The sequence below is a fragment of the Methylophaga thalassica MP genome (assembly GCF_000214595.1).
GTDB lineage: Bacteria > Pseudomonadota > Gammaproteobacteria > Nitrosococcales > Methylophagaceae > Methylophaga > Methylophaga thalassica.
Map to the genome: position 1 here is coordinate 964,378 of NZ_AFIG01000001.1, position 19,683 is coordinate 984,060.

At 44.3% G+C, this 19,683-nt stretch carries 19 protein-coding genes; all 19 read left to right on the top strand.

From position 1 onward, the window contains the following. Positions 1-25 precede the first annotated feature (25 nt). Entirely contained in the window at positions 26-529 is a 504-nt protein-coding gene (locus tag MAMP_RS04615; RefSeq protein ID WP_007144823.1) for a hypothetical protein, read from the top strand. Positions 530-531: 2 nt separating this feature from the next. Continuing rightward, the gene (locus MAMP_RS04620) at positions 532-1,119 is read left to right on the top strand and encodes a succinate dehydrogenase/fumarate reductase transmembrane subunit (RefSeq protein ID WP_007144824.1); all 588 of its coding nucleotides are present in this window, start codon (positions 532-534) and stop codon (positions 1,117-1,119) included. Continuing rightward, positions 1,116-3,056 (top strand): fumarate reductase/succinate dehydrogenase flavoprotein subunit, encoded by a 1,941-nt coding sequence (locus MAMP_RS04625; RefSeq protein ID WP_007144825.1) that lies wholly within the window; start codon positions 1,116-1,118, stop codon positions 3,054-3,056. Before MAMP_RS04620 ends, MAMP_RS04625 begins: the two co-directional genes overlap by 4 nt. Continuing rightward, positions 3,053-3,781, top strand: a complete 729-nt coding sequence (locus MAMP_RS04630; RefSeq protein WP_007144826.1) for a succinate dehydrogenase/fumarate reductase iron-sulfur subunit — start codon at positions 3,053-3,055, stop codon at positions 3,779-3,781. Before MAMP_RS04625 ends, MAMP_RS04630 begins: the two co-directional genes overlap by 4 nt. 55 nt (positions 3,782-3,836) lie before the next feature. Then, entirely contained in the window at positions 3,837-4,349 is a 513-nt protein-coding gene (locus tag MAMP_RS04635; protein ID WP_007144827.1) for an ATP-dependent zinc protease family protein, read from the top strand. After that, positions 4,349-5,254: a 30S ribosomal protein S6--L-glutamate ligase gene (gene rimK / locus MAMP_RS04640; RefSeq protein ID WP_007144828.1), complete on the top strand. Its 906-nt coding sequence runs from the start codon at positions 4,349-4,351 to the stop codon at positions 5,252-5,254. Before MAMP_RS04635 ends, rimK begins: the two co-directional genes overlap by 1 nt. 2 nt (positions 5,255-5,256) lie before the next feature. Beyond that, positions 5,257-6,309 carry a succinylglutamate desuccinylase/aspartoacylase family protein gene (locus MAMP_RS04645; protein ID WP_007144829.1) on the top strand — a complete coding sequence of 351 codons (1,053 nt, stop codon included), beginning with the start codon at positions 5,257-5,259 and terminating at the stop codon, positions 6,307-6,309. Positions 6,310-6,426: 117 nt separating this feature from the next. After that, the gene (gene speA / locus MAMP_RS04650; RefSeq protein ID WP_007144830.1) at positions 6,427-8,373 is read left to right on the top strand and encodes a biosynthetic arginine decarboxylase; all 1,947 of its coding nucleotides are present in this window, start codon (positions 6,427-6,429) and stop codon (positions 8,371-8,373) included. Between the two features lie 26 nt (positions 8,374-8,399). After that, on the top strand, positions 8,400-9,599 hold the full coding sequence (locus MAMP_RS04655) for a saccharopine dehydrogenase family protein (RefSeq protein WP_007144831.1): 1,200 nt from the start codon (positions 8,400-8,402) through the stop codon (positions 9,597-9,599). Positions 9,600-9,604: 5 nt separating this feature from the next. Continuing rightward, positions 9,605-10,771 (top strand): carboxynorspermidine decarboxylase, encoded by a 1,167-nt coding sequence (gene nspC, locus MAMP_RS04660; protein WP_007144832.1) that lies wholly within the window; start codon positions 9,605-9,607, stop codon positions 10,769-10,771. Between the two features lie 10 nt (positions 10,772-10,781). Then, positions 10,782-11,648, top strand: coding sequence for an agmatinase (gene speB / locus MAMP_RS04665; protein WP_007144833.1), 867 nt, complete (start codon positions 10,782-10,784; stop codon positions 11,646-11,648). A gap of 152 nt (positions 11,649-11,800) precedes the next feature. Then, on the top strand, positions 11,801-12,208 hold the full coding sequence (locus MAMP_RS04670) for a ketosteroid isomerase-related protein (protein WP_007144834.1): 408 nt from the start codon (positions 11,801-11,803) through the stop codon (positions 12,206-12,208). Between the two features lie 10 nt (positions 12,209-12,218). Then, complete coding sequence (locus MAMP_RS04675; RefSeq protein ID WP_007144835.1) at positions 12,219-12,806, top strand: hypothetical protein; 588 nt, start codon at positions 12,219-12,221, stop codon at positions 12,804-12,806. Positions 12,807-12,868: 62 nt separating this feature from the next. After that, positions 12,869-13,750, top strand: coding sequence for a carbon-nitrogen hydrolase family protein (locus MAMP_RS04680; protein WP_007144836.1), 882 nt, complete (start codon positions 12,869-12,871; stop codon positions 13,748-13,750). Between the two features lie 140 nt (positions 13,751-13,890). Next, positions 13,891-14,973 carry an iron-sulfur cluster carrier protein ApbC gene (apbC, locus tag MAMP_RS04685; RefSeq protein WP_007144837.1) on the top strand — a complete coding sequence of 361 codons (1,083 nt, stop codon included), beginning with the start codon at positions 13,891-13,893 and terminating at the stop codon, positions 14,971-14,973. 87 nt (positions 14,974-15,060) lie between these two features. Then, positions 15,061-15,621, top strand: a complete 561-nt coding sequence (dcd, locus tag MAMP_RS04690; RefSeq protein WP_007144838.1) for a dCTP deaminase — start codon at positions 15,061-15,063, stop codon at positions 15,619-15,621. 5 nt (positions 15,622-15,626) lie between these two features. Then, positions 15,627-16,676: a WD40 repeat domain-containing protein gene (locus MAMP_RS04695; protein ID WP_237701190.1), complete on the top strand. Its 1,050-nt coding sequence runs from the start codon at positions 15,627-15,629 to the stop codon at positions 16,674-16,676. A gap of 3 nt (positions 16,677-16,679) precedes the next feature. Next, positions 16,680-17,012 (top strand): YqfO family protein, encoded by a 333-nt coding sequence (locus tag MAMP_RS04700; RefSeq protein ID WP_007144840.1) that lies wholly within the window; start codon positions 16,680-16,682, stop codon positions 17,010-17,012. A 12-nt stretch (positions 17,013-17,024) separates the two neighbouring features. Then, complete coding sequence (pepN, locus tag MAMP_RS04705) at positions 17,025-19,682, top strand: aminopeptidase N (RefSeq protein ID WP_040576193.1); 2,658 nt, start codon at positions 17,025-17,027, stop codon at positions 19,680-19,682. The last annotated feature ends 1 nt before the right edge of the window (position 19,683 follow it).

The window sequence follows — 19,683 nt, forward strand, 5'->3', positions numbered from 1 at the left end:
AATTCACGCTTTCTCGGGGTTATCAATGGAGCTGATTTTACACAATATTCATGCTGACTCGGTTGAGTTGGCATTAGAAAAAGCTCGCCAATATCGTTCTTTAAATGAGCCTGAGATTGCCGAAAGCATTTGCTCGGATATTTTGCATATCGAGCCTGATAATCAAAAAGCCATTGTTTTGTATATTTTGGCTTTGAGTGATCAGCTGCATCATGCAGGTAAAAAGACGCAAGTGAAGTCGATTGAAGAAGCCATTGAAAAATTACAAAGCCGCTATCAGCAGTTTTATTATACCGGGCTGCTTCACGAGCGGCGTGCACGCTTTATGCTGACTCAGAGTATGGCGAGAGTGTTCGCTTATGACTATTTTATAGAAGCTTTACAGTTTTATCAGAAGGCGGAAAAGATAAGACCGGAACATAACGACGAAGCCACACTTCGCTGGAACAGCTGTATCCGTACCATTGAAAAAGAAAACCTGAAACCTCGTCCTGACAGTAAGGATGCCAGATTGGATATGGAAAGCTGAGCATGACGTTATTACAGATACAAAAGCGTACGATGACTATCGCAGGAACGGTATTAAGCGTTTATCTCCTGTTTCATATGTTATCCAATCTCAGCTTCTTTTTTGGCGATAGCTTTAATCAGTTTTATCAGATTTACAATTCAGCCTGGATACGTTGGCCTGTGTTAGCCATCGTTCTATTCTGTTTGTGGATTCATGTTCGGGCAGCAGTAAACATACGCCGAAAAAACAATCAGGCTAGGCAGGTTGGCTATAAAAAACATGACAAATTTCATATCCCAGCAGCACTGGTTACGCTGAGTATCATCTTATTATTCTTATTTATTGTTATTCATATTATTCAATCTTTATATGTGAATCCGGATGATGTCAGAAGCTCAGTAATGAGTTGGTTTAGTTCTGTAATAATCACGCTGTTTTATCTGACCGGTGTGTTTATATTGGTTATGCACTTACAGCACTCCTTGATTAATGTTCTTCAAACCTTAGGAATTTCAGCAAAAATGCACCATATCGCTATTCATTCGACCGTAGCGCTTTTGGGAGTAGGGTTTGTTTCTATTCCTGTTTATGTATGGTTAATGTCATGAGTGAGTTTGAGTTAGATAGCCACGCGCCAAAAGGGCCATTACAGGATAGATGGAAACAGCATAAATATAATTCTCGTGTTGTCAGTCCGGCGAATCGTAAAAAATATACAGTGATTGTTGTTGGAACTGGGTTGGCTGGCGCTTCTGCTTCTGCTTCATTAGGCGAAATGGGCTTTAATGTAAAAACCTTTTGTTTTCAGGATAGTCCGCGCCGCGCTCACAGCATTGCCGCCCAAGGTGGGATTAATGCGGCTAAGAATTACCAAAATGATGGAGACAGTGTCTGGCGTTTGTTTTACGACACGATTAAAGGTGGTGATTTCAGAGCTAGAGAATCTAACGTTTTCCGTCTGGCTGAATTAAGCACCGCCATTATCGATCAGGCAGTGGCGCAAGGCGTACCTTTTGCCCGTGAATATTCGGGATATCTGGCAAACCGTTCGTTTGGTGGGGCTCAGGTGTCGCGGACATTTTATGCCAGAGGACAAACCGGGCAGCAACTGTTACTGGGTGCCTATCAGGCCATGAGCAGACAGATTGCCGAAGGCACTATTACCCATCAATCGCGTTGTGAAATGCAAGAGCTGATCATGGATGGTGACAGAGCCGTTGGCATTATCACTCGTGACCTGGTCACCGGCGAGTTAGAAAGTCATATTGCTGATTGTGTGGTGTTGTGTACGGGCGGTTACAGCAATGCCTTTTATCTGTCGACTAATGCAAAAGGCTGCAATACTTCAGCTATCTGGCGTGCTCATAAAAAAGGGGCTTTGTTTGCCAATCCCTGTTTTACCCAGATTCATCCCACCTGTATTCCTCAGCATGGTGAATTACAGTCAAAACTGACATTAATGAGTGAATCTCTGCGTAATGATGGCCGTGTATGGGCACCAAAAAACAAAGCAGACTGTGATAAACGGCCTGAAGATATCCCTGAACAGGATCGTGATTATTTTCTGGAACGCATGTACCCGTCATTTGGTAATTTGGTACCGCGCGATATTGCGTCACGTGCCGTCAAGCTCATCTGTGATGAGGGCCGTGGTGTAGGTTTTGAAATTGAAGGCAAAAAACTGGGTGTGTACCTGGATTTTGCTCAGGCAATAAAGAAACAGGGATTAGCGGCGGTTGAAGAAAAATATGGCAATTTGTTTGAGATGTATCAACGAATAACCGCTGAAAATCCCTATGAAACCCCCATGCGCATTTATCCTGCTGTGCATTACACCATGGGCGGCTTATGGGTTGATTATAATCTGATGACAACCATCGATGGCTTGTTTGCCGGAGGCGAAGCGAATTTTTCAGATCACGGCGCCAATAGATTAGGCGCCAGTGCATTAATGCAGGGGCTGGCCGACGGCTATTTTATTTTGCCTACGACCGTAGCGGATTTTTTAGCCAAGCATAAGCCTGTTAAATCAGAAAATTATTCAACGCAGATTGATGAAGCCATGTCGTCAGCCAAAAGCCGAATCGATGGCTTGATGAATGCACCTGAACCATCTATCACACCTGATGAGTTTCATCGTCAATTGGGACAGATCCTCTGGCATGCCTGTGGTATGGCAAGGACAAAATCATCACTTGAAAAAGCCATTAAGGAAATACAAACGCTGCGCGAGCAGTTTTGGCAGAAAGTAAAAATTTCTGGTTCTGAAGACGGCTTAAACCAAACCTTAGAGCGCGCAGGACGTGTTGCCGACTTTTTTGAATTAACAGAGTTAATGTGTATTGATGCACTGGACAGGGAAGAATCCTGTGGCTGTCATGCACGTGAAGAACATCTGACAGAAGAAGGGGAGGCCAAACGAAACGATATGGATTATTCCTATGTGGCCGCCTGGCAGTATAGTGGTGATATCAGCCACCCAACACTTTATCGTGAATACCTGCATTTTGATTTCGTTCGACCCAGCATAAGAAATTACCAATGATTTTTAAACTGAATATCTGGCGGCAATCTGGACCCGATAAAAAGGGTGATTTCGAGACATATGAAATTGAGGCGAGTGAAGATTCTTCATTTCTGGAGATGATGGATGCTCTGAATGAAAAGTTGATTCTACAAGGGGATGACCCGATTGCTTTTGACTTCGACTGTCGTGAGGGGATTTGTGGCTCATGTAATCTGGTTATCAATGGCACACCGCATGGTAAACAACGGGCAACGACCACCTGTCAGCAGTACATGCGTGACTACAAAGATGAAAAAGAATTATGGATAGAGCCATGGCGAGCCACCGCTTTCCCGATTATCAAAGATCTTATCGTTGATAGAAGTGCCTTTGATCGCATTATCCAGGCTGGCGGATATATCCCCATCCGCACTGGTTCGGCCTGTGAAGCAAATACTTTACCCATAGATAAACAGGTTGCAGATGATGCATTTGATGCGGCGACTTGTATCGGCTGTGGTGCCTGTGTCGCTGTTTGTCCAAATGCCTCAGCTACATTATTTGTTGCAGCAAAAATCTCCCATCTATCGGTCCTCCCACAAGGAGGTATGGATAAACAGCGACCAGCTAAATTACTAAAAGCCATGGAAGATGAAGGTTTTGGTAGTTGCAGTAACTATCGTGAGTGCGAACGCGTTTGCCCGAAAGAAATCAAAGTCAGCGCGATTACCACCATGAATCGCCTTCTTTACCAAAATCGTTGATGCATTCTACGGAGTGTTATCATCCCTCACTGAGAAAACGAATGGTTACCATCGGATGACAGAAGAGCAAAGTAAAGCAGCATTATCAGAATCTATTACTGTGGGCTGGCGCGAGTGGTTGAGCCTCCCACAACTTGGCCTCACCAGAATCAAAGCAAAAGTGGACACCGGAGCAAGGACCTCAGCTATCCATGCCTTTTCAGTTGAAGAGTTTGAGCAGGATCAGCAACTCTGGGTTCGATTTGGCGTGCATCCTAATCAGGGAGACAATGACACTATCAAATGGTGTGAAGCCTTAGTCATTGATCAGCGCAATGTGACGGATTCGGGGGGGCATACGGAAAAGCGTTATGTGATTCAGACTGAGCTATCACTGGGGCAAAAGCAATGGCCTATAGAAGTCACTCTGACAAACCGCGATAATATGCTGTTTAGAATGCTGTTAGGTCGAACCGCCATGACTGCCGGCAATCTTATTGTCAATCCTGCCATGTCATTTATGACTGGCCAAAGTGTTCAGGAGCATGATGAACAGCCTGTTAAAGAATTTTTTGATGGAGAAAGTTGATGAAAATCGCCGTTCTTTCTCGTAACCCCAAGTTATATTCAACCCGTCGTCTGGTTGAGGCCGCAGAGGCTCGTGGTCATGAAGTACATGTATTAGATGTGCTTCGCTGCTATATGAATATTACTTCATTAAAACCAGAAGTTCACTACAAAGGCGAAATTCTGACAGGTTATGATGCGGTCATTCCGCGGATTGGCGCTTCTGTCACTTTTTACGGTACTGCTGTGCTGCGTCAGTTTGAAATGATGAATGTGTATCCGCTCAATGAGTCAGTGGCTATTAGCCGCTCACGAGATAAACTACGTGCGCTGCAATTGCTATCCCGAAAAGGGATTGGTCTGCCAGTGACCGGATTTGCACACCGACCGGATGATGTTGATGACTTAATCAAAATGGTGGGCGGTGCACCTTTAGTTATTAAGCTGCTGGAGGGAACGCAAGGTATCGGTGTTGTTTTAGCAGAAACAGAACAAGCGGCAGAGAGTGTTATTGAGGCCTTTATGGGAATGAAGGCCAATATTCTGGTTCAAGAATTTATCAAAGAAGCAGGCGGTGCCGATATTCGCTGTTTTGTGGTGGGGGATAAAGTGGTCGCCTCAATGAAACGTCAGGGAAAAGAAGGCGAGTTTCGCTCTAATCTACATCGTGGTGGTAGCGCTAATTTAATCCGTATTTCTCCCCTAGAGCGAGCAACCGCAGTTCGTGCCGCAAAAACGATGGGTTTGAATGTCTGTGGTGTTGATTTATTGCGTTCAAATCACGGTCCGGTTGTAATGGAGGTGAATTCATCACCAGGCCTGGAAGGCATTGAAAATGCCACTGGTAAAGATATTGCCAGCATGATTATCGACTTCATCGAGAGAAATGCACGTTCAGGCAAAACAAAAACGCGGGGTAGGGGCTAAACATGTCCGATGTGCTGGTGTTGGCTGGTGAAGAAGTCAGATTAGGACAAAGTAAGATTATTGATGTGCCTTTGCCTGATCTCTACATGCAAACAGCATTGAGTATGCCGGTACATGTCATCCGTGGACGTCGTAAAGGGCCTATCCTGTTTGTTTCAGCCGCGGTACATGGTGATGAAATCAATGGTGTTGAGATTATTCGCCGTTTGGTGAAAAGTAAAAGTCTTAAAGGTCTGAAAGGCACAATAATCGCCATCCCCGTTGTCAATGTGTATGGCTTTTTAAATCAGTCTCGTTATTTACCAGACAGACGTGATCTTAATCGTTGTTTTCCTGGTTCGGATGAAGGTTCACTTGCTGCCAGATTAGCGGATTCTTTTATGAAGGAAGTCGTCAGTCAGTGTACCCATGGTATTGATCTGCACACGGCTGCCATCCATCGCGATAATTTACCGCAGATACGCGCTGATTTATCCAATCCTGATGTTGAAATGATGGCCCATGCTTTTGATGCGCCGGTGGTGGTGAACTCCAGTTTGATTCAGGGGTCATTACGTTATGCCGCTGCGGCTTATGATGTGCCGGTTATCGTTTATGAGGCTGGTGAAGCCTTACGTTTTAACGAAATGGCTATTCGTGCAGGTGTTAAAGGCGTGTTAGCCGTCATGCGTCACATTGGGATGCTAGCCGTCACAAGACAAAAAAAGCGTCCTCACGAACCCTTTGTAGCACGCAGTAGTGTTTGGGTCAGAGCACCTGAAAGTGGTATTTTCAGAATGCTGGTGCCTATGGGGGCCAGTGTCAATAAAGGCGATCTACTAGGCATGGTGGCCGCACCCTATGGTAAGGGAGATTCGGAAACTGAGGTGCTGGCAAGCAGTTCTGGTATCGTCATTGGTCGCACAAATATCCCTTTGGTTAATGAAGGGGAAGCCTTGTTTCATATCGCAAGGTTTAATAAACCGGACGAAGTCGCTGATAGTCTGCTGGCTTTTCATACGGACTTGGATCCAGCGACAGACACTGCAGTGCCTGATGAATTACCCATAATTTGAGCCGATGTCACTGTGGTGTCATCTCGGTAATGTAATAATTGAAATAATTCTTTGCTTTTTCACTGCAAACTAGTGAAAATCGCGCCCTTTAACTAACCAAGACGGGAATAATCGTCAATGCAGAAAACGCCTTTTCCTCCTATCGATAACGAGCTGGATTTAAGTACTGAATGGAGTGCTGAACATAGTGCTCGCTTATATGGTGTCAGGGACTGGGGAAGCGACTACTTTGATGTGTCAGAAGATGGTAATGCTGTTGTCACCGTCCAGTTTGGTGAGAAAACCATACAGGTACCTATCATTGACATCGTCAATGGCATGCGTGAGCGTGGACTGGATATGCCAGCTGTGTTACGCATTGAAAATCTGCTAGATCAGCGCATCACTCAACTTAATGAAGCATTCTCACGGGCGATTGATGAGGCAGGTTATAAAAATCATTACCGTGGCGTATTTCCTATCAAAGTTAATCAGCAGTGTCATGTTATCGAAGAGATTGCTGACTACGGCAGTCGTTACCATCATGGTCTGGAAGCGGGGAGTAAAGCGGAATTAATTATTGCCCTGTCACAGCTTCGTGATCATGACAGTCTGATTGTCTGCAATGGCTACAAAGACGAAGAGTTTATCGACCTTGGTCTTTATGCCCGTCAAATGGGAATCAAGTGCTTCTTTGTGCTGGAAACCGCCATGGAGCTGGACATTATTCTTGAGCGTAGCCGTGCTCTGGGTGTTGATCCCTTAATTGGCGTGCGTATTCGTCTGGCTTCTATGGTGGAAGGTCACTGGAATGAAGACAGTGGCGATCGCTCGATCTTCGGTTTATCTACCAGTGCTCTATTAGGCGTGGTTGATAAGCTTAAACAAACCAACATGCTGCACTGTTTGCAGTTACTTCACAGCCATCTGGGATCTCAAATTCCTAATATCCGTAATATCCGTACTGGTGTAATGGAAGCCTGTCGATTTTACGCTGGCCTTATCGAAGAAGGCGCTCCAATGGGATATATCGATATGGGCGGTGGTTTGGCTGTTGACTATGAGGGGGCCAGAAGCAACAGCACGCATAGTATGAACTATGGTTTGGACGAATATTGTTACAACATTGTAGAAGCCTTACAGGAAAGTCTGGACCCACTGGATATCCCACATCCAGTGATTATTTCTGAGTCTGGTCGTGCGCTGGTGGCCTATTCTTCAATGTTATTATTCAATGTGCTTGAAGTACGTGAGCATAAAGCTGAACCGATCCCTGCCGAAGCCCCAGAAGATAGTCATGACCACATTATTAATCTATTTAGTGTGCTTGATTACGTCAGTCCGGAAAATTTGCAGGAGTGTTACAACGACTCTCTCTATTACCGTGATGAGATGCGTGAATTATTTCACCATGGACAAGCGACCATTCGTGAACGAGCATTAGCAGAAAACCTGGCACTCGCTATTCTGGAAAAGATTTCTAATCTGCTGCCACAGGCAAGACGCGTGTCTCAGGAGCTGGAAGCATTACCCGAATTGCTGTCTGATATTTACTATGGCAATTTCAGCTTATTCCAGTCATTACCGGATATCTGGGCAATTGATCAGCTTTTCCCGATCATGCCAATCCATCGATTAAACGAAGCGCCGGTCAGAGATGCAGTTTTAGCGGATATGACCTGTGACTGTGACGGTAAGATCGATAACTTCATCTCACCAACCGGAGTGAAAAAAACACTACCGCTACACGAACTGAAACATGGTGAGGAATATTATTTAAGTGTTTTCCTGGTCGGTGCGTATCAGGAAACCTTGGGTGACTTACACAATCTGTTTGGTGATACCAATGTCGTCAGCGTGCATATCAACGAGGAAGGTGGTTTTGATTTCCGTCGTGAATTCCATGGTGACAGCATCGCCGACGTATTAAGCTACGTTGAGTACGATCCTAAACACATGTTAGAACAATTCCGTCGTATTGCAGAAGAAGCGGTGCGTGATGGACGAATTTCGGTGCCGATGCGCCAACAAATGTTGCATGCTTTTAAAGAAAGTATGCATGGCTATACTTTTTTTGAACGTTAATTGAGACGAGTTAAAGGAATTCAGCAATGTCTAAAGTCCTGATTATTGGTGCCGGCGGTGTCGGTGGCGTAGTCACACATAAATGTGCACAGTTACCAGAAGTATTCTCTGAAATTGTTTTGGCAAGCCGAACAGAAGAAAAATGCAAAGCTATCGCTGCCCAATTGGATCGCCCGATTAAAACAGCGAAAGTGGATGCAGATAATGTCGCTGAGTTAACGGCATTGCTTGAACAGGAAAAACCGGACTTAGTGATTAATGTCGCTTTGCCATACCAGGATCTGACGATCATGGATGCCTGTCTGGCAGCAGGAGTGGATTATCTTGACACAGCCAACTATGAACCTTTGGATACTGCCAAGTTTGAATATAAATGGCAGTGGGCTTATCAAGATAAGTTTAAAGAGGCTGGTTTAACAGCATTGCTGGGAAGTGGTTTTGATCCCGGTGCAACCAATGTCTTCACCGCCTATATTGCTAAACATTATTTTGATGAAATCCATGAACTGGACATTATCGATGTCAATGGTGGTGATCACGGTTATCCGTTTGCAACCAACTTTAACCCGGAAATTAATATCCGCGAAGTGACTGCTGAATGTCGTCACTGGGAAAATGGTGAGTTTGTTGAAACGCCAGCAATGTCGAAAAAAGCGACATTTACCTGCCCAGAAGAAGTCGGTACCTACAATATTTACCGTATGTATCATGAAGAGCTGGAATCATTAACTAAAAATTTCCCGACACTGAAACGCGCTCAGTTCTGGATGAGTTTTGGTGAAAGTTACCTGAAACACTTGGAAGTGCTTGGAAATGTGGGCATGACAGGTATCGAGCCGATTGACTATAACGGTCAGAAAATCGTACCGATTCAGTTTTTGAAAGCCTTGTTGCCTGATCCTTCTACCTTAGGACCACGAACCAAAGGCAAAACCTGCATCGGTTGTGTGGTGAAAGGTATTAAAGACGGTAAAGAAAAAATTGTTTACCTCTATAACATCAAAGATCATCAGGATTGTTATAAAGAAGTGCAGTCTCAGGCGATTTCATACACCACAGGTGTGCCAGCCATGATTGGTGCCAAAATGATGTTAGAAGGCAAATGGAAACAACCTGGTGTTTGGAATATTGAACAGTTCGATCCTGATCCCTTCATGGAAGACATGAATAAATATGGCTTGCCATGGAATGTGATTGAGCTTGATAACTTTAATCTGGACAACTAATCTCCATGCAGTTTACTGATTTTGGCAAACTGGATTTATCCCGTTTGCCATCACCTTGTTTTGTGGTTGATGAAGTCGCGGTTGAGCGTAATTTACGTATTCTGCATGGTGTAGCGGTAGCCAGCGGTGCAAAAGTGCTGGGTGCCTTAAAAGCCTTTTCAATGTGGTCACTGGGTGATTTAACCCGCCAATATCTGAATGGCACCTGTGCCAGTGGTTTGCATGAAGCTCGCCTGGGTTATGAAGAATATGGTGGTGAAGTGCATGTGTTCGCTGCTGCTTTCAGTCAGGCAGATATAGATGAGCTGTTAACGTTTGCGAACCATATTGTGTTTAATTCATGCAGCCAGTGGCTGCGATTTAGAGAGCAGTGTCTAGCGGCCCAAAAGCAACGACCTGATCTGGAGTTTGGTTTACGAATCAATCCTGAACATTCTGAAGGGGCCGTGCCCATTTATGATCCGTGTTCGCCTGGATCGCGTTTAGGGATAACCTTATCGCAGTTAGATGAAACCGCATTGGAAGGAATTAGTGGTCTGCATTTTCATACCCTGTGTGAACAAGGTTTTGAACCACTTCAACGTACCGTAGCAGCGGTTGAATCAAAGTTCGGTCATATCTTGCCGCAAATGAAATGGGTCAACTTTGGTGGCGGTCATCATATTACTGCTGATGGCTATGATATTAATGGGTTGGTGGAGTTAATACAGGCATTTCAAGCACGCCATCAGGTACAAGTCTATCTTGAGCCGGGTGAAGCAATGGCCATCGGCACCGGTATCCTGAGCTGTGAAGTGTTGGATATTACCTGGAATAAACTGAATCAAGCCATTCTTGATACCTCCGCCACCTGTCATATGCCGGATACGCTGGAAATGCCATATCGCCCTGATATTCGTGGTGCTGGTGAGGCAGATGAGTTCGAATATACGTATAGACTGGGGGGCTTAACCTGTCTGGCGGGTGATGTGATTGATGATTACAGCTTCAAAGCACCGCTTGAAGTCGGTCAGCGGCTGATTTTCGAAGATATGGCGCATTACACGATGGTCAAAACCACCACATTTAATGGCACAAAATTACCAGCCATTGCGTTGTGGAACTCAGAAACCGATGCCTTACGCATCGTGAAAGAGTTCGGCTACGACGATTTTAAACACAGATTATCTTGAGTTGATACAAATGGAAGATTATCCAATTTTTCTCGGTTCAGAAATTGAACAGCCAGAACCCGCACAAGCACTATTTCATGTTTTGCCTGTGCCTTATGAAAAAACTGTGTCCTACGGTGGCGGTACAGCTTTGGGGCCTAATGCTATTTTACAAGCGTCATGGCAGTTAGAAGAATGGGATGGCAAGAGCAAACCCTGCGACGAGGGAATTTATACTTGTGAGCCGGTTGATTGTAGTGTTGCGCCACAACAAGTCATCGACAATATCGCTAAAGCAACAGCTGATATCGTAAAGAGCGGTGGAATGCCGGTTGTACTAGGTGGTGAACATACAGTCACGTATGGTGTAATAAAAGGCTTGCGTGATGCTGGTATAGAGGATTTTGGCATTGTGCAGATCGATGCACATGCCGATTTACGTCAGGCCTACGAAGGTGACTTTCTGAGCCATGCCTCAGTGATGAAACGTGCTGTGGATATGGGTATTCCACTTTATCAGCTGGGTATTCGCGCTTACTGTGAAGAAGAAATGGCCTTCCGCGAAGAATTTGGCGTGTTATATCAGGATGCCGACGAGTTAGTGCCCAACCGCATTCAATCAATTGAGCTACCTGACGATTTTCCACAAAAAGTGTTTTTTACACTGGATATCGATGGCATGGACCCTTCCGTTTTTCCATCAACTGGCACACCAGTGCCTGGTGGCCTTGATTGGTATCAGACACTCAACTTATTTGAGTCGGTTGCAAAGCAGCGCGAAATCATTGGTTTTGACATTATGGAATTTGCCCCTATTGAGGGTTTCCATGCCTATGATTTTTCTGCTTCTTTGCTGACCTATAAATTGATGGGTATCGTGCAAAGAAATCGTCATTAATTAATAGGGCTTGTGCGCGACTCAAAAAACGAATGAATCAGAAAGCCTGTTTATAGGCTAAGGATATGAGGCAATTAACAAATTAAGTCTTTTCCTCATTCCTTGAAACAGATAAAATTCGGCCTTTTTCTAATCTTTGGGATTTTTTCATCATGAATCAAGCTACAGTAAAACTGTTGGAAGACTACTACAATGCATTTAACCGCGGCGACATGGATGCATTTCTTAATATGCTGACAGACGATGTCATTCATGATGTAAACCAAGGTGGTCGTGAAATCGGTAAAGAAGCATTCAAAAAATTCATGGACCGTATGAATGCTCACTATAAAGAAAATATCGTTGATATTTCGATCACAACCAATGATGCTGGTGACCGTGCTGCGGTTGAATTCACTGTATTAGGTGAATACTTGTCAACTGATGAAGGTTTACCAGAAGCCGCAGGTCAAACATATCGTTTACCAGCAGGTGCATTCTTTGTGATTCGTGATGGTAAAGTTGCTCGTATTACTAACTACTACAACTTAGAAGACTGGATCGCCCAAGTCGCAGGCTAAGAGGTGTGCGATGTTAAGACTGGAAAGACTGTCCGGCGATAAACTCAATCAATACATTCCGGAGCTCGCCGAGCTCCGGATTCGTGTTTTTCGTGACTTCCCTTATCTTTATGATGGGGATCTGACTTACGAAGAAAAATATCTTAAGACATATATCGAAGCGCCTGACAGCGTCATTGTATTGGCCTTTGATGGTGAGCATGTTGTTGGTGCGTCTACTGGCATTCCACTCAAATACGAAACAGACGAAGTCAAAGCCCCATTTATCGCTGCTGGTTATGATATCGATAAGATCTTTTATTGTGGTGAGTCGGTATTACTGTCTCAGTACCGTGGACAAGGTGCCGGTGTCACGTTCTTCGACGAACGGGAAGCGCATGCCCATGAAGTTGGTGGATTTAAATACAGCTGTTTTTGTGGTGTTCAACGTCCTGAGGATCATCCCCAGCGACCCGCTGACTATCAGCCATTAGATAATTTCTGGCGTAAACGCGGTTATGAAAAACATCCTGAACTGAATACCACATTCAGTTGGAAAGAAGTTGGCGAGACGATTGAATCGCCTAAGCCGATGACTTTCTGGATGAAAAAAATTTAAATTTCTTTAGCGTCTGGCTTTTAAGACTCAAGCGACGTTATACCTAATTCTCTGGAACATGAATGAGCAAAGTAAAAGCGGCAGTTGCCCAATATGATATTGGCTTTTTCGCGCAATGGTTTGAATTTGAAGATAAATTAACACAATGGGTAAGCCAGGCAGCTAACAATGGCGCTAAGTTACTGGTTTTCCCTGAGTATGGCAGTATGGAACTGGCTTCCCTGTTTGGTGAGTCGGTTTATAAAGATTTGGGAAAACAACTGCATTCGATGCAAGAAGTGTATGCCGATTATGAGGCGCTTTATGCTCAGTTAGCCAAGCAGTTTGATGTGATGATATTGGCCAGTTCTTTCCCTGTACTGCAGTCTGATGGTAGCTTCCGTAACCGCGCTAATCTGTATGGTGTTGATGGTCTTATTGACTATCAGGACAAACTCATCATGACACGGTTTGAAAATGAACAATGGTTAATTCATGCCGGACAAGACATTAAAGTTATCGATACAGATATTGGTCGCCTTGCTATCAATATTTGTTATGACAGTGAATTTCCGTTAATCGCGCATCAGCAAGTTCAGGCTGGCGCGGATGTGGTACTGGTACCGAGCTGTACTGACACTCAAGCGGGTTTTTATCGTGTCAGAATCGGTTGCCAGGCACGTGCGCTTGAAAACCAGTGTTATGTATTACAATCACCGACATTTGGTGAAGCATTGTGGTCAGAAGCCGTCGATGTGAATACAGGACGTGCCAGCATCTACACACCCGTAGATTATGGCTTCCCAGATAATGGTATTCTGGCGGAAGGTTCTGCCGATACTGCACAGTGGGTCTATGCCGATTTGGATGTGAATGAGATTGCCCGTGTACGTCAGCAGGGACAGGTATTTAATTATCGTGATTGGCCCTTGCAAAATGAACTACGTGGCCCCAGATTAGATTGATATTAAACGCCGTCTTAAAGATGGCGTTTTTTTTAGATAGCCGTTTTAGCCAAACCTTCAGATTTAGCGTCTGGCATGCCAATAAAAATAGAATAGATGCGTGTCTTCAGGCGAACGCATGAAATAGACAGGAGTGCTCCATGTTAGATAATGCTCAGATAAAGCAGATTATTAACGACTTTCAGGACCCCTCGACCGAAATAAAACTCGGAGAGACGAACCCAGCGATTATGGTGGCAGAGAATGCAGGTAAACAAACTGTTTCTGTCGTTCTGCGTTATCCGGTCAAAGGCTATATTGAACAACTCAACACAGCGTTAACATCTGCTTTACAACAAGCAGGAGCAGACAATGTCAGTGTTGTCGTTTCAAGCGAAATTATCAAACATAAAGTTCAGCAGGGCGTCCAGGCACTGGATAATATTAAAAACATCATTGCTGTTGGCTCTGGTAAAGGTGGCGTTGGTAAATCAACCACGTCAGCCAATCTCGCTCTGGCACTCGCTGCAGAAGGCGCAAGCGTCGGTGTGCTGGATGCCGATATTTACGGACCAAGCCAACCTCGAATTCTGGGTGCAAATCGCCGTCCTGAATCACCCGATGGCAAGTCGATGAATCCCGTCGAAAGTTACGGTATTCAAACCATGTCGATTGGTTTCCTCATTGATGAAGAAGAACCGATGATCTGGCGTGGGCCGATGGTCACTCAAGCCCTGCAACAATTATTGGGCGAGACAAACTGGAAAGATCTGGACTACCTGATTATCGATCTGCCACCGGGCACAGGTGATATTCAATTAACCTTGTCGCAAAAAGTCCCTGTCAGTGGTGCCGTTATTGTAACGACGCCACAAGACATTTCTTTGCTGGATGCTCGTAAAGCATACAAGATGTTTGAAAAGGTCAAAGTACCGGTACTGGGCATTGTTGAAAATATGAGCACCCATATCTGTAGTCAGTGTGGCCATGAAGAACACATTTTTGGTGACGGTGGCGGTCAGCGTATGGCCGAACAGTACCATCTCAATTTACTTGGCAGTTTACCTTTGGATATTCGAATCCGTGAAGATGCTGACTCGGGTAAACCCAGTGTGGTGACCGAACCTGACGCTGAGATTTCAATGGCGTATCGACAGATTGCTCGTCGCGTTGGTGCCAGACTGGCCATGCAGGGCAAAGATTACTCAGCAGCGTTTCCAAACATTGTGATTAAAAATGACTAATGTTTAGCTAAGACACGATAAAGCCTGTTTAAGATATGTTTTAATAGGCTTATGATTGGACATTTATAAAGGTATAACCAAGCAACTATGATTAAGTCAGATAAATGGATCCGTCGTATGGCGGAGCAGGGAATGATTTCGCCTTTTGAGCCAGGCCAGGTTCGATATCGTGATGATAACCGTATTATCTCTTATGGCACCTCCAGCTATGGTTATGATGTTCGTTGTTCAAACGAGTTTAAAATTTTCACCAATATCAACTCAGCGATTGTTGATCCTAAAAACTTTGATGAAAGCAGTTTTGTAGATGTGACGTCTGATGTTTGTATCATTCCACCGAATTCATTTGCCCTGGCCAGAACCGTTGAAACCTTCAAAATTCCGCGTAATGTTTTGACCGTATGTTTGGGTAAATCTACTTATGCACGCTGCGGCATCATTGTGAATGTCACCCCGCTGGAACCAGAGTGGGAAGGGCAGGTAACATTAGAGTTTTCTAACACAACCCCATTGCCTGCCAAGATTTATGCTAATGAAGGTGTGGCGCAGATGTTATTTTTCGAATCTGATGAAGTGTGTGAAACATCGTATGCCGACCGCGGTGGTAAATATCAAGGCCAGTCTGGTGTGACCCTTCCTCGTTCCTGATGCCGATGTCTTTTTTTACTCAGAATGTAATACGAACCCTCAGTGCTGCACTGTTAGTGCTTTCAGTGTCAGCCTGTACAGAAGAAAGAACACCGACAGAATCCTGGAAGCACAGTGAAAATGGCAGTTATGCGTCGAGTTTCTCTCCAGATGGTCGTTATGTTCTGGTGGGAGACATTGATTTACCGGCCAAGCTTTGGGACCTTGAAACGAATAAGGTGAAATACACTTGGCAAAATACGCCAAACGATAGCGGTACTACCACGGATGTGGCTTTTTCTGATGACAGTAAAGTCGCTGCCACCGTAGAGTCTAAAGTCATTGTGTTATGGAATATGGAAAACGGTGAGCCGATGATTCGGCTTGAGTTTCCTGTCACTATTAAAGACATTGCTTTATCGCCGAGAGGTGATCATCTGCTTTTGGCATTACAAGACAGAACCGCCGTTTATTTTGATGTCATCAGAAATCGTGTGGTGCAAATCTTTAAACACGATGGCAAAGCGGTGAACTCACCGATTGACCAGCTTATCAATACAGTGGATATCTCACCCAATGGTAAGTATGGACTGACAGGTGGTGATGATCACACAGCAAGAATGTGGAACCTGGAAACTGGTCAGCAATTACGCATCTGGCAGCATAAGAATGATGTGAGTTTTGTCTCGTTTGACCCGAGAGGTGGCAATGTCATTAGTTCTGCAGGTAATGATCAAGCTCGTATCTGGAGTGTAAAAAGTGGTAAGCAAGTCGCTGTGTTGACCACATCACCAGTGGATGTAGATGGTATATGGGGTGACTTCCCAGTTTTTAAAACGACGACCACGGCGATAGCTTATTCACCTGATGGTAAATATGTTGCTACGGGTCACCCAAATCGTGAGATTTGTGTCTGGCGAGCACAAAATGGTCAAGCACTGGGCTGTTGGTTAACACCACGTAAAGATGCGTTAAAACCGGGTGTGGTAATTCAAGCACTGGCTTTTAGCCCTGATGGCCGCTCAGTATACAGTGAGCTTGGCAATGGTCTCGCACAGAAATGGCGTATTCGATAATTGATGGCGGACACATTATTAAAACTGGTTTTTTTTGTCCATGAATCTCACAAAGAAGTGGTTAAACAGGCAATTTTTGCTGCGGGAGCCGGACAATATGATGGTTATGATTCCTGTTGCTGGGAATCGCAAGGAATGGGGCAGTTTCGTCCTCTAGCTGGAAGCCAACCTTATATTGGCCAACAAGGTCAGGTGGAATATGTACCTGAGTTCCGGATAGAAACCGTTTGTCCCAGCCAAAAGATAAAGCCTATATTGCAAGCCTTAATTTCTGCACATCCTTATGAAACCCCAGCCTACGAAGTCTGGTCTGTAAAAACACTAGACGACTTTTAATAGAGAAATATGATGGATCTTTCTAACGTGGAACAGTCACCAAAAATGACCTTATTAGCCAACTATCAGGTACCTCGTTATCTGGTGGATGAGGCATTACTTCATTTTGATTTGGATAAATCAAAAACAAGGGTTATCAGCACGTTAAAAATGCGGCTTAACCCGGAATCATCTGCTGGTGAGTGTGTGCTCGATGGTGAGTCACTGGATTTGATTAGTATCAAATTGGATGGAAAATTACTTTCTGATAGTCAGTATGAGGTGAACAGCAACTCACTGACTATTGCAGATGTGCCTGAACAGTTTGAATTAGAAATTATTACCGAGATACATCCCGATCAGAACACGGCCCTGGAAGGCTTATATCATTCGGGACGTTTATTGTGTACTCAATGTGAGGCAGAAGGTTTTAGACGCATTACCTATTACCCTGATCGTCCTGATGTAATGACGGTATTTACGGTGACGATTGTTGCCGATGCAAAACAGTGGCCGGTGATGTTATCGAACGGTAATCTGGAAGAACAGGGCCAGTTTAATGATGGTCGACATTGGGTGCGCTGGCATGATCCTCATCCCAAGCCGAGTTATTTATTCGCGCTGGTTGCTGGTGACTTATATTGTCAGCAAGATCACTTCACAACGATGAATGGTCGCGATGTCACATTACGTATCTACGTTGATCCTGAGAATAAACATAAATGTGACCATGCATTAGTGTCGTTAAAACAATCAATGAAATGGGATGAAGAGGTCTATGGCCGTGAATATGATCTAGATGTATTCATGATTGTGGCTGTTAACGACTTCAATATGGGGGCTATGGAAAACAAAGGCTTGAATATCTTCAATGCTGCCTGTGTATTAGCCACACCCGAAACAGCGACCGATGACGATTTTTACACCATCCAAAGCATTGTTGCCCATGAATATTTTCACAACTGGTCTGGTAATCGGGTTACCTGCCGTGATTGGTTTCAGTTAAGTCTGAAAGAAGGCTTTACTGTGATGCGCGATCAGAGTTTTAGTGCTGATTTGAACTCAGCTGCTGTACAGCGCATTGACGATGTGAATGGCCTGCGTAGTATGCAGTTTGCTGAAGATGCTGGCCCAATGGCACATCCAGTTCGCCCAGACTCCTATATTGAAATCAGTAACTTTTATACGGTGACGATTTATGAGAAAGGCGCTGAAGTTGTTCGCATGATCAAAACATTGGTTGGCGATGAAGGTTTTAGAAAAGGAACAGACCTTTACTTTCACAGACATGATGGTCAAGCCGTCACCACCGATGATTTTGTCAAAGCGATTGAAGATGCCAATAGCGTTGATTTAAGTCAGTTTAAACGGTGGTATGAACAAGCTGGTACGCCGGAGCTATCTGTCAAGACACACTACGATCCTGTGCAACAACGTTTCAGCCTTACCCTCCACCAATCCTGTCCAGCTACACCAGGGCAAGAGAATAAGTTAAATTTCCATATTCCTGTTGCTGTGGGCTTACTGGATAGTGACGGTAATAATATGCCAATGCAGCTAGCGGAAGAAACAACACCCTATGACGGTGATACTCGTGTTTTGTCATTAACAGAAACAGAGCAGACGTTTGAGTTTATCCATGTTTCTGAAGAGCCTGTGGCATCAGTGTTACGCGGGTTTTCAGCTCCGGTAAAACTCAAGTATGACTTAACGAATAAGCAATTAGCCTTCTTAATGGGCCATGACACCGACAGCTTTAATCGTTGGGATGCTGGTCAGCAATTAATGATTAATGTGTTGTTGGAAATTGTTGATGATATTCAAAAACAGAATACATTAGCCTTATCACCATTATTGCTGTCACAGCTTGAAGCCGTCTTGAATGACGAACAGTTAGATCCGGCACTTGTAGCAAAAATGTTGACTCTGCCAACGGAAAACTATTTGGCTGCACAGATGCCTGTAGCTGATGTAGATGGCATTCATCAGGCTAGAGAGTTTGCAAAGCGACAGATTGCCATATCACTGAAGCCATTATTCAATGCACGTTATGAAAGTCTGAGTAAAAAGAAAAAATATCAGTTTAACGCAGAAGATATGGCTGCACGTAGTCTTAAAAATCTATGTTTATCCTATTTGGCCGCCACCGATGATCCGCTACAAATGCAACGCTGTCTGCGTCAGATGAAAGTGACTGACAATATGACAGAATTATTGGCCGGCTTACGTTTGATGGTCGATCAGGCTGGACCTGAACGCGAACACGCATTACGTGCGTTTTATGAGCAATGGAAACATGATCGTCAAGTAGTTGATAAATGGTTATCAGTGCAGGCGGCATCGAAACTCCCTGATACCTTGTTACGTGTTAAAGCGTTGATGAAACATGAAGCATTTAACATTAAAAATCCAAATAATGTTCGTGCGTTAATTGGCCAGTTTTGCCGTAATAACCCTGTCCATTTTCACGCGAAAGATGGTTCAGGCTATCGATTCCTGGCAGAGCAAATATTAGTGTTAGATAAGCTCAATCCTCAAGTTGCAGCAAGAATGCTCGGCGCGTTAAATTCATGGCGTCGTTATGATGTTGAGCGTCAAGAATTAATGAAAGCGTCATTGGAAGAGATTGCTGCGCAAAAAGACTTATCCGCCGATGTTTATGAAATCGTCACAAAATATCTGGCAGCATAAT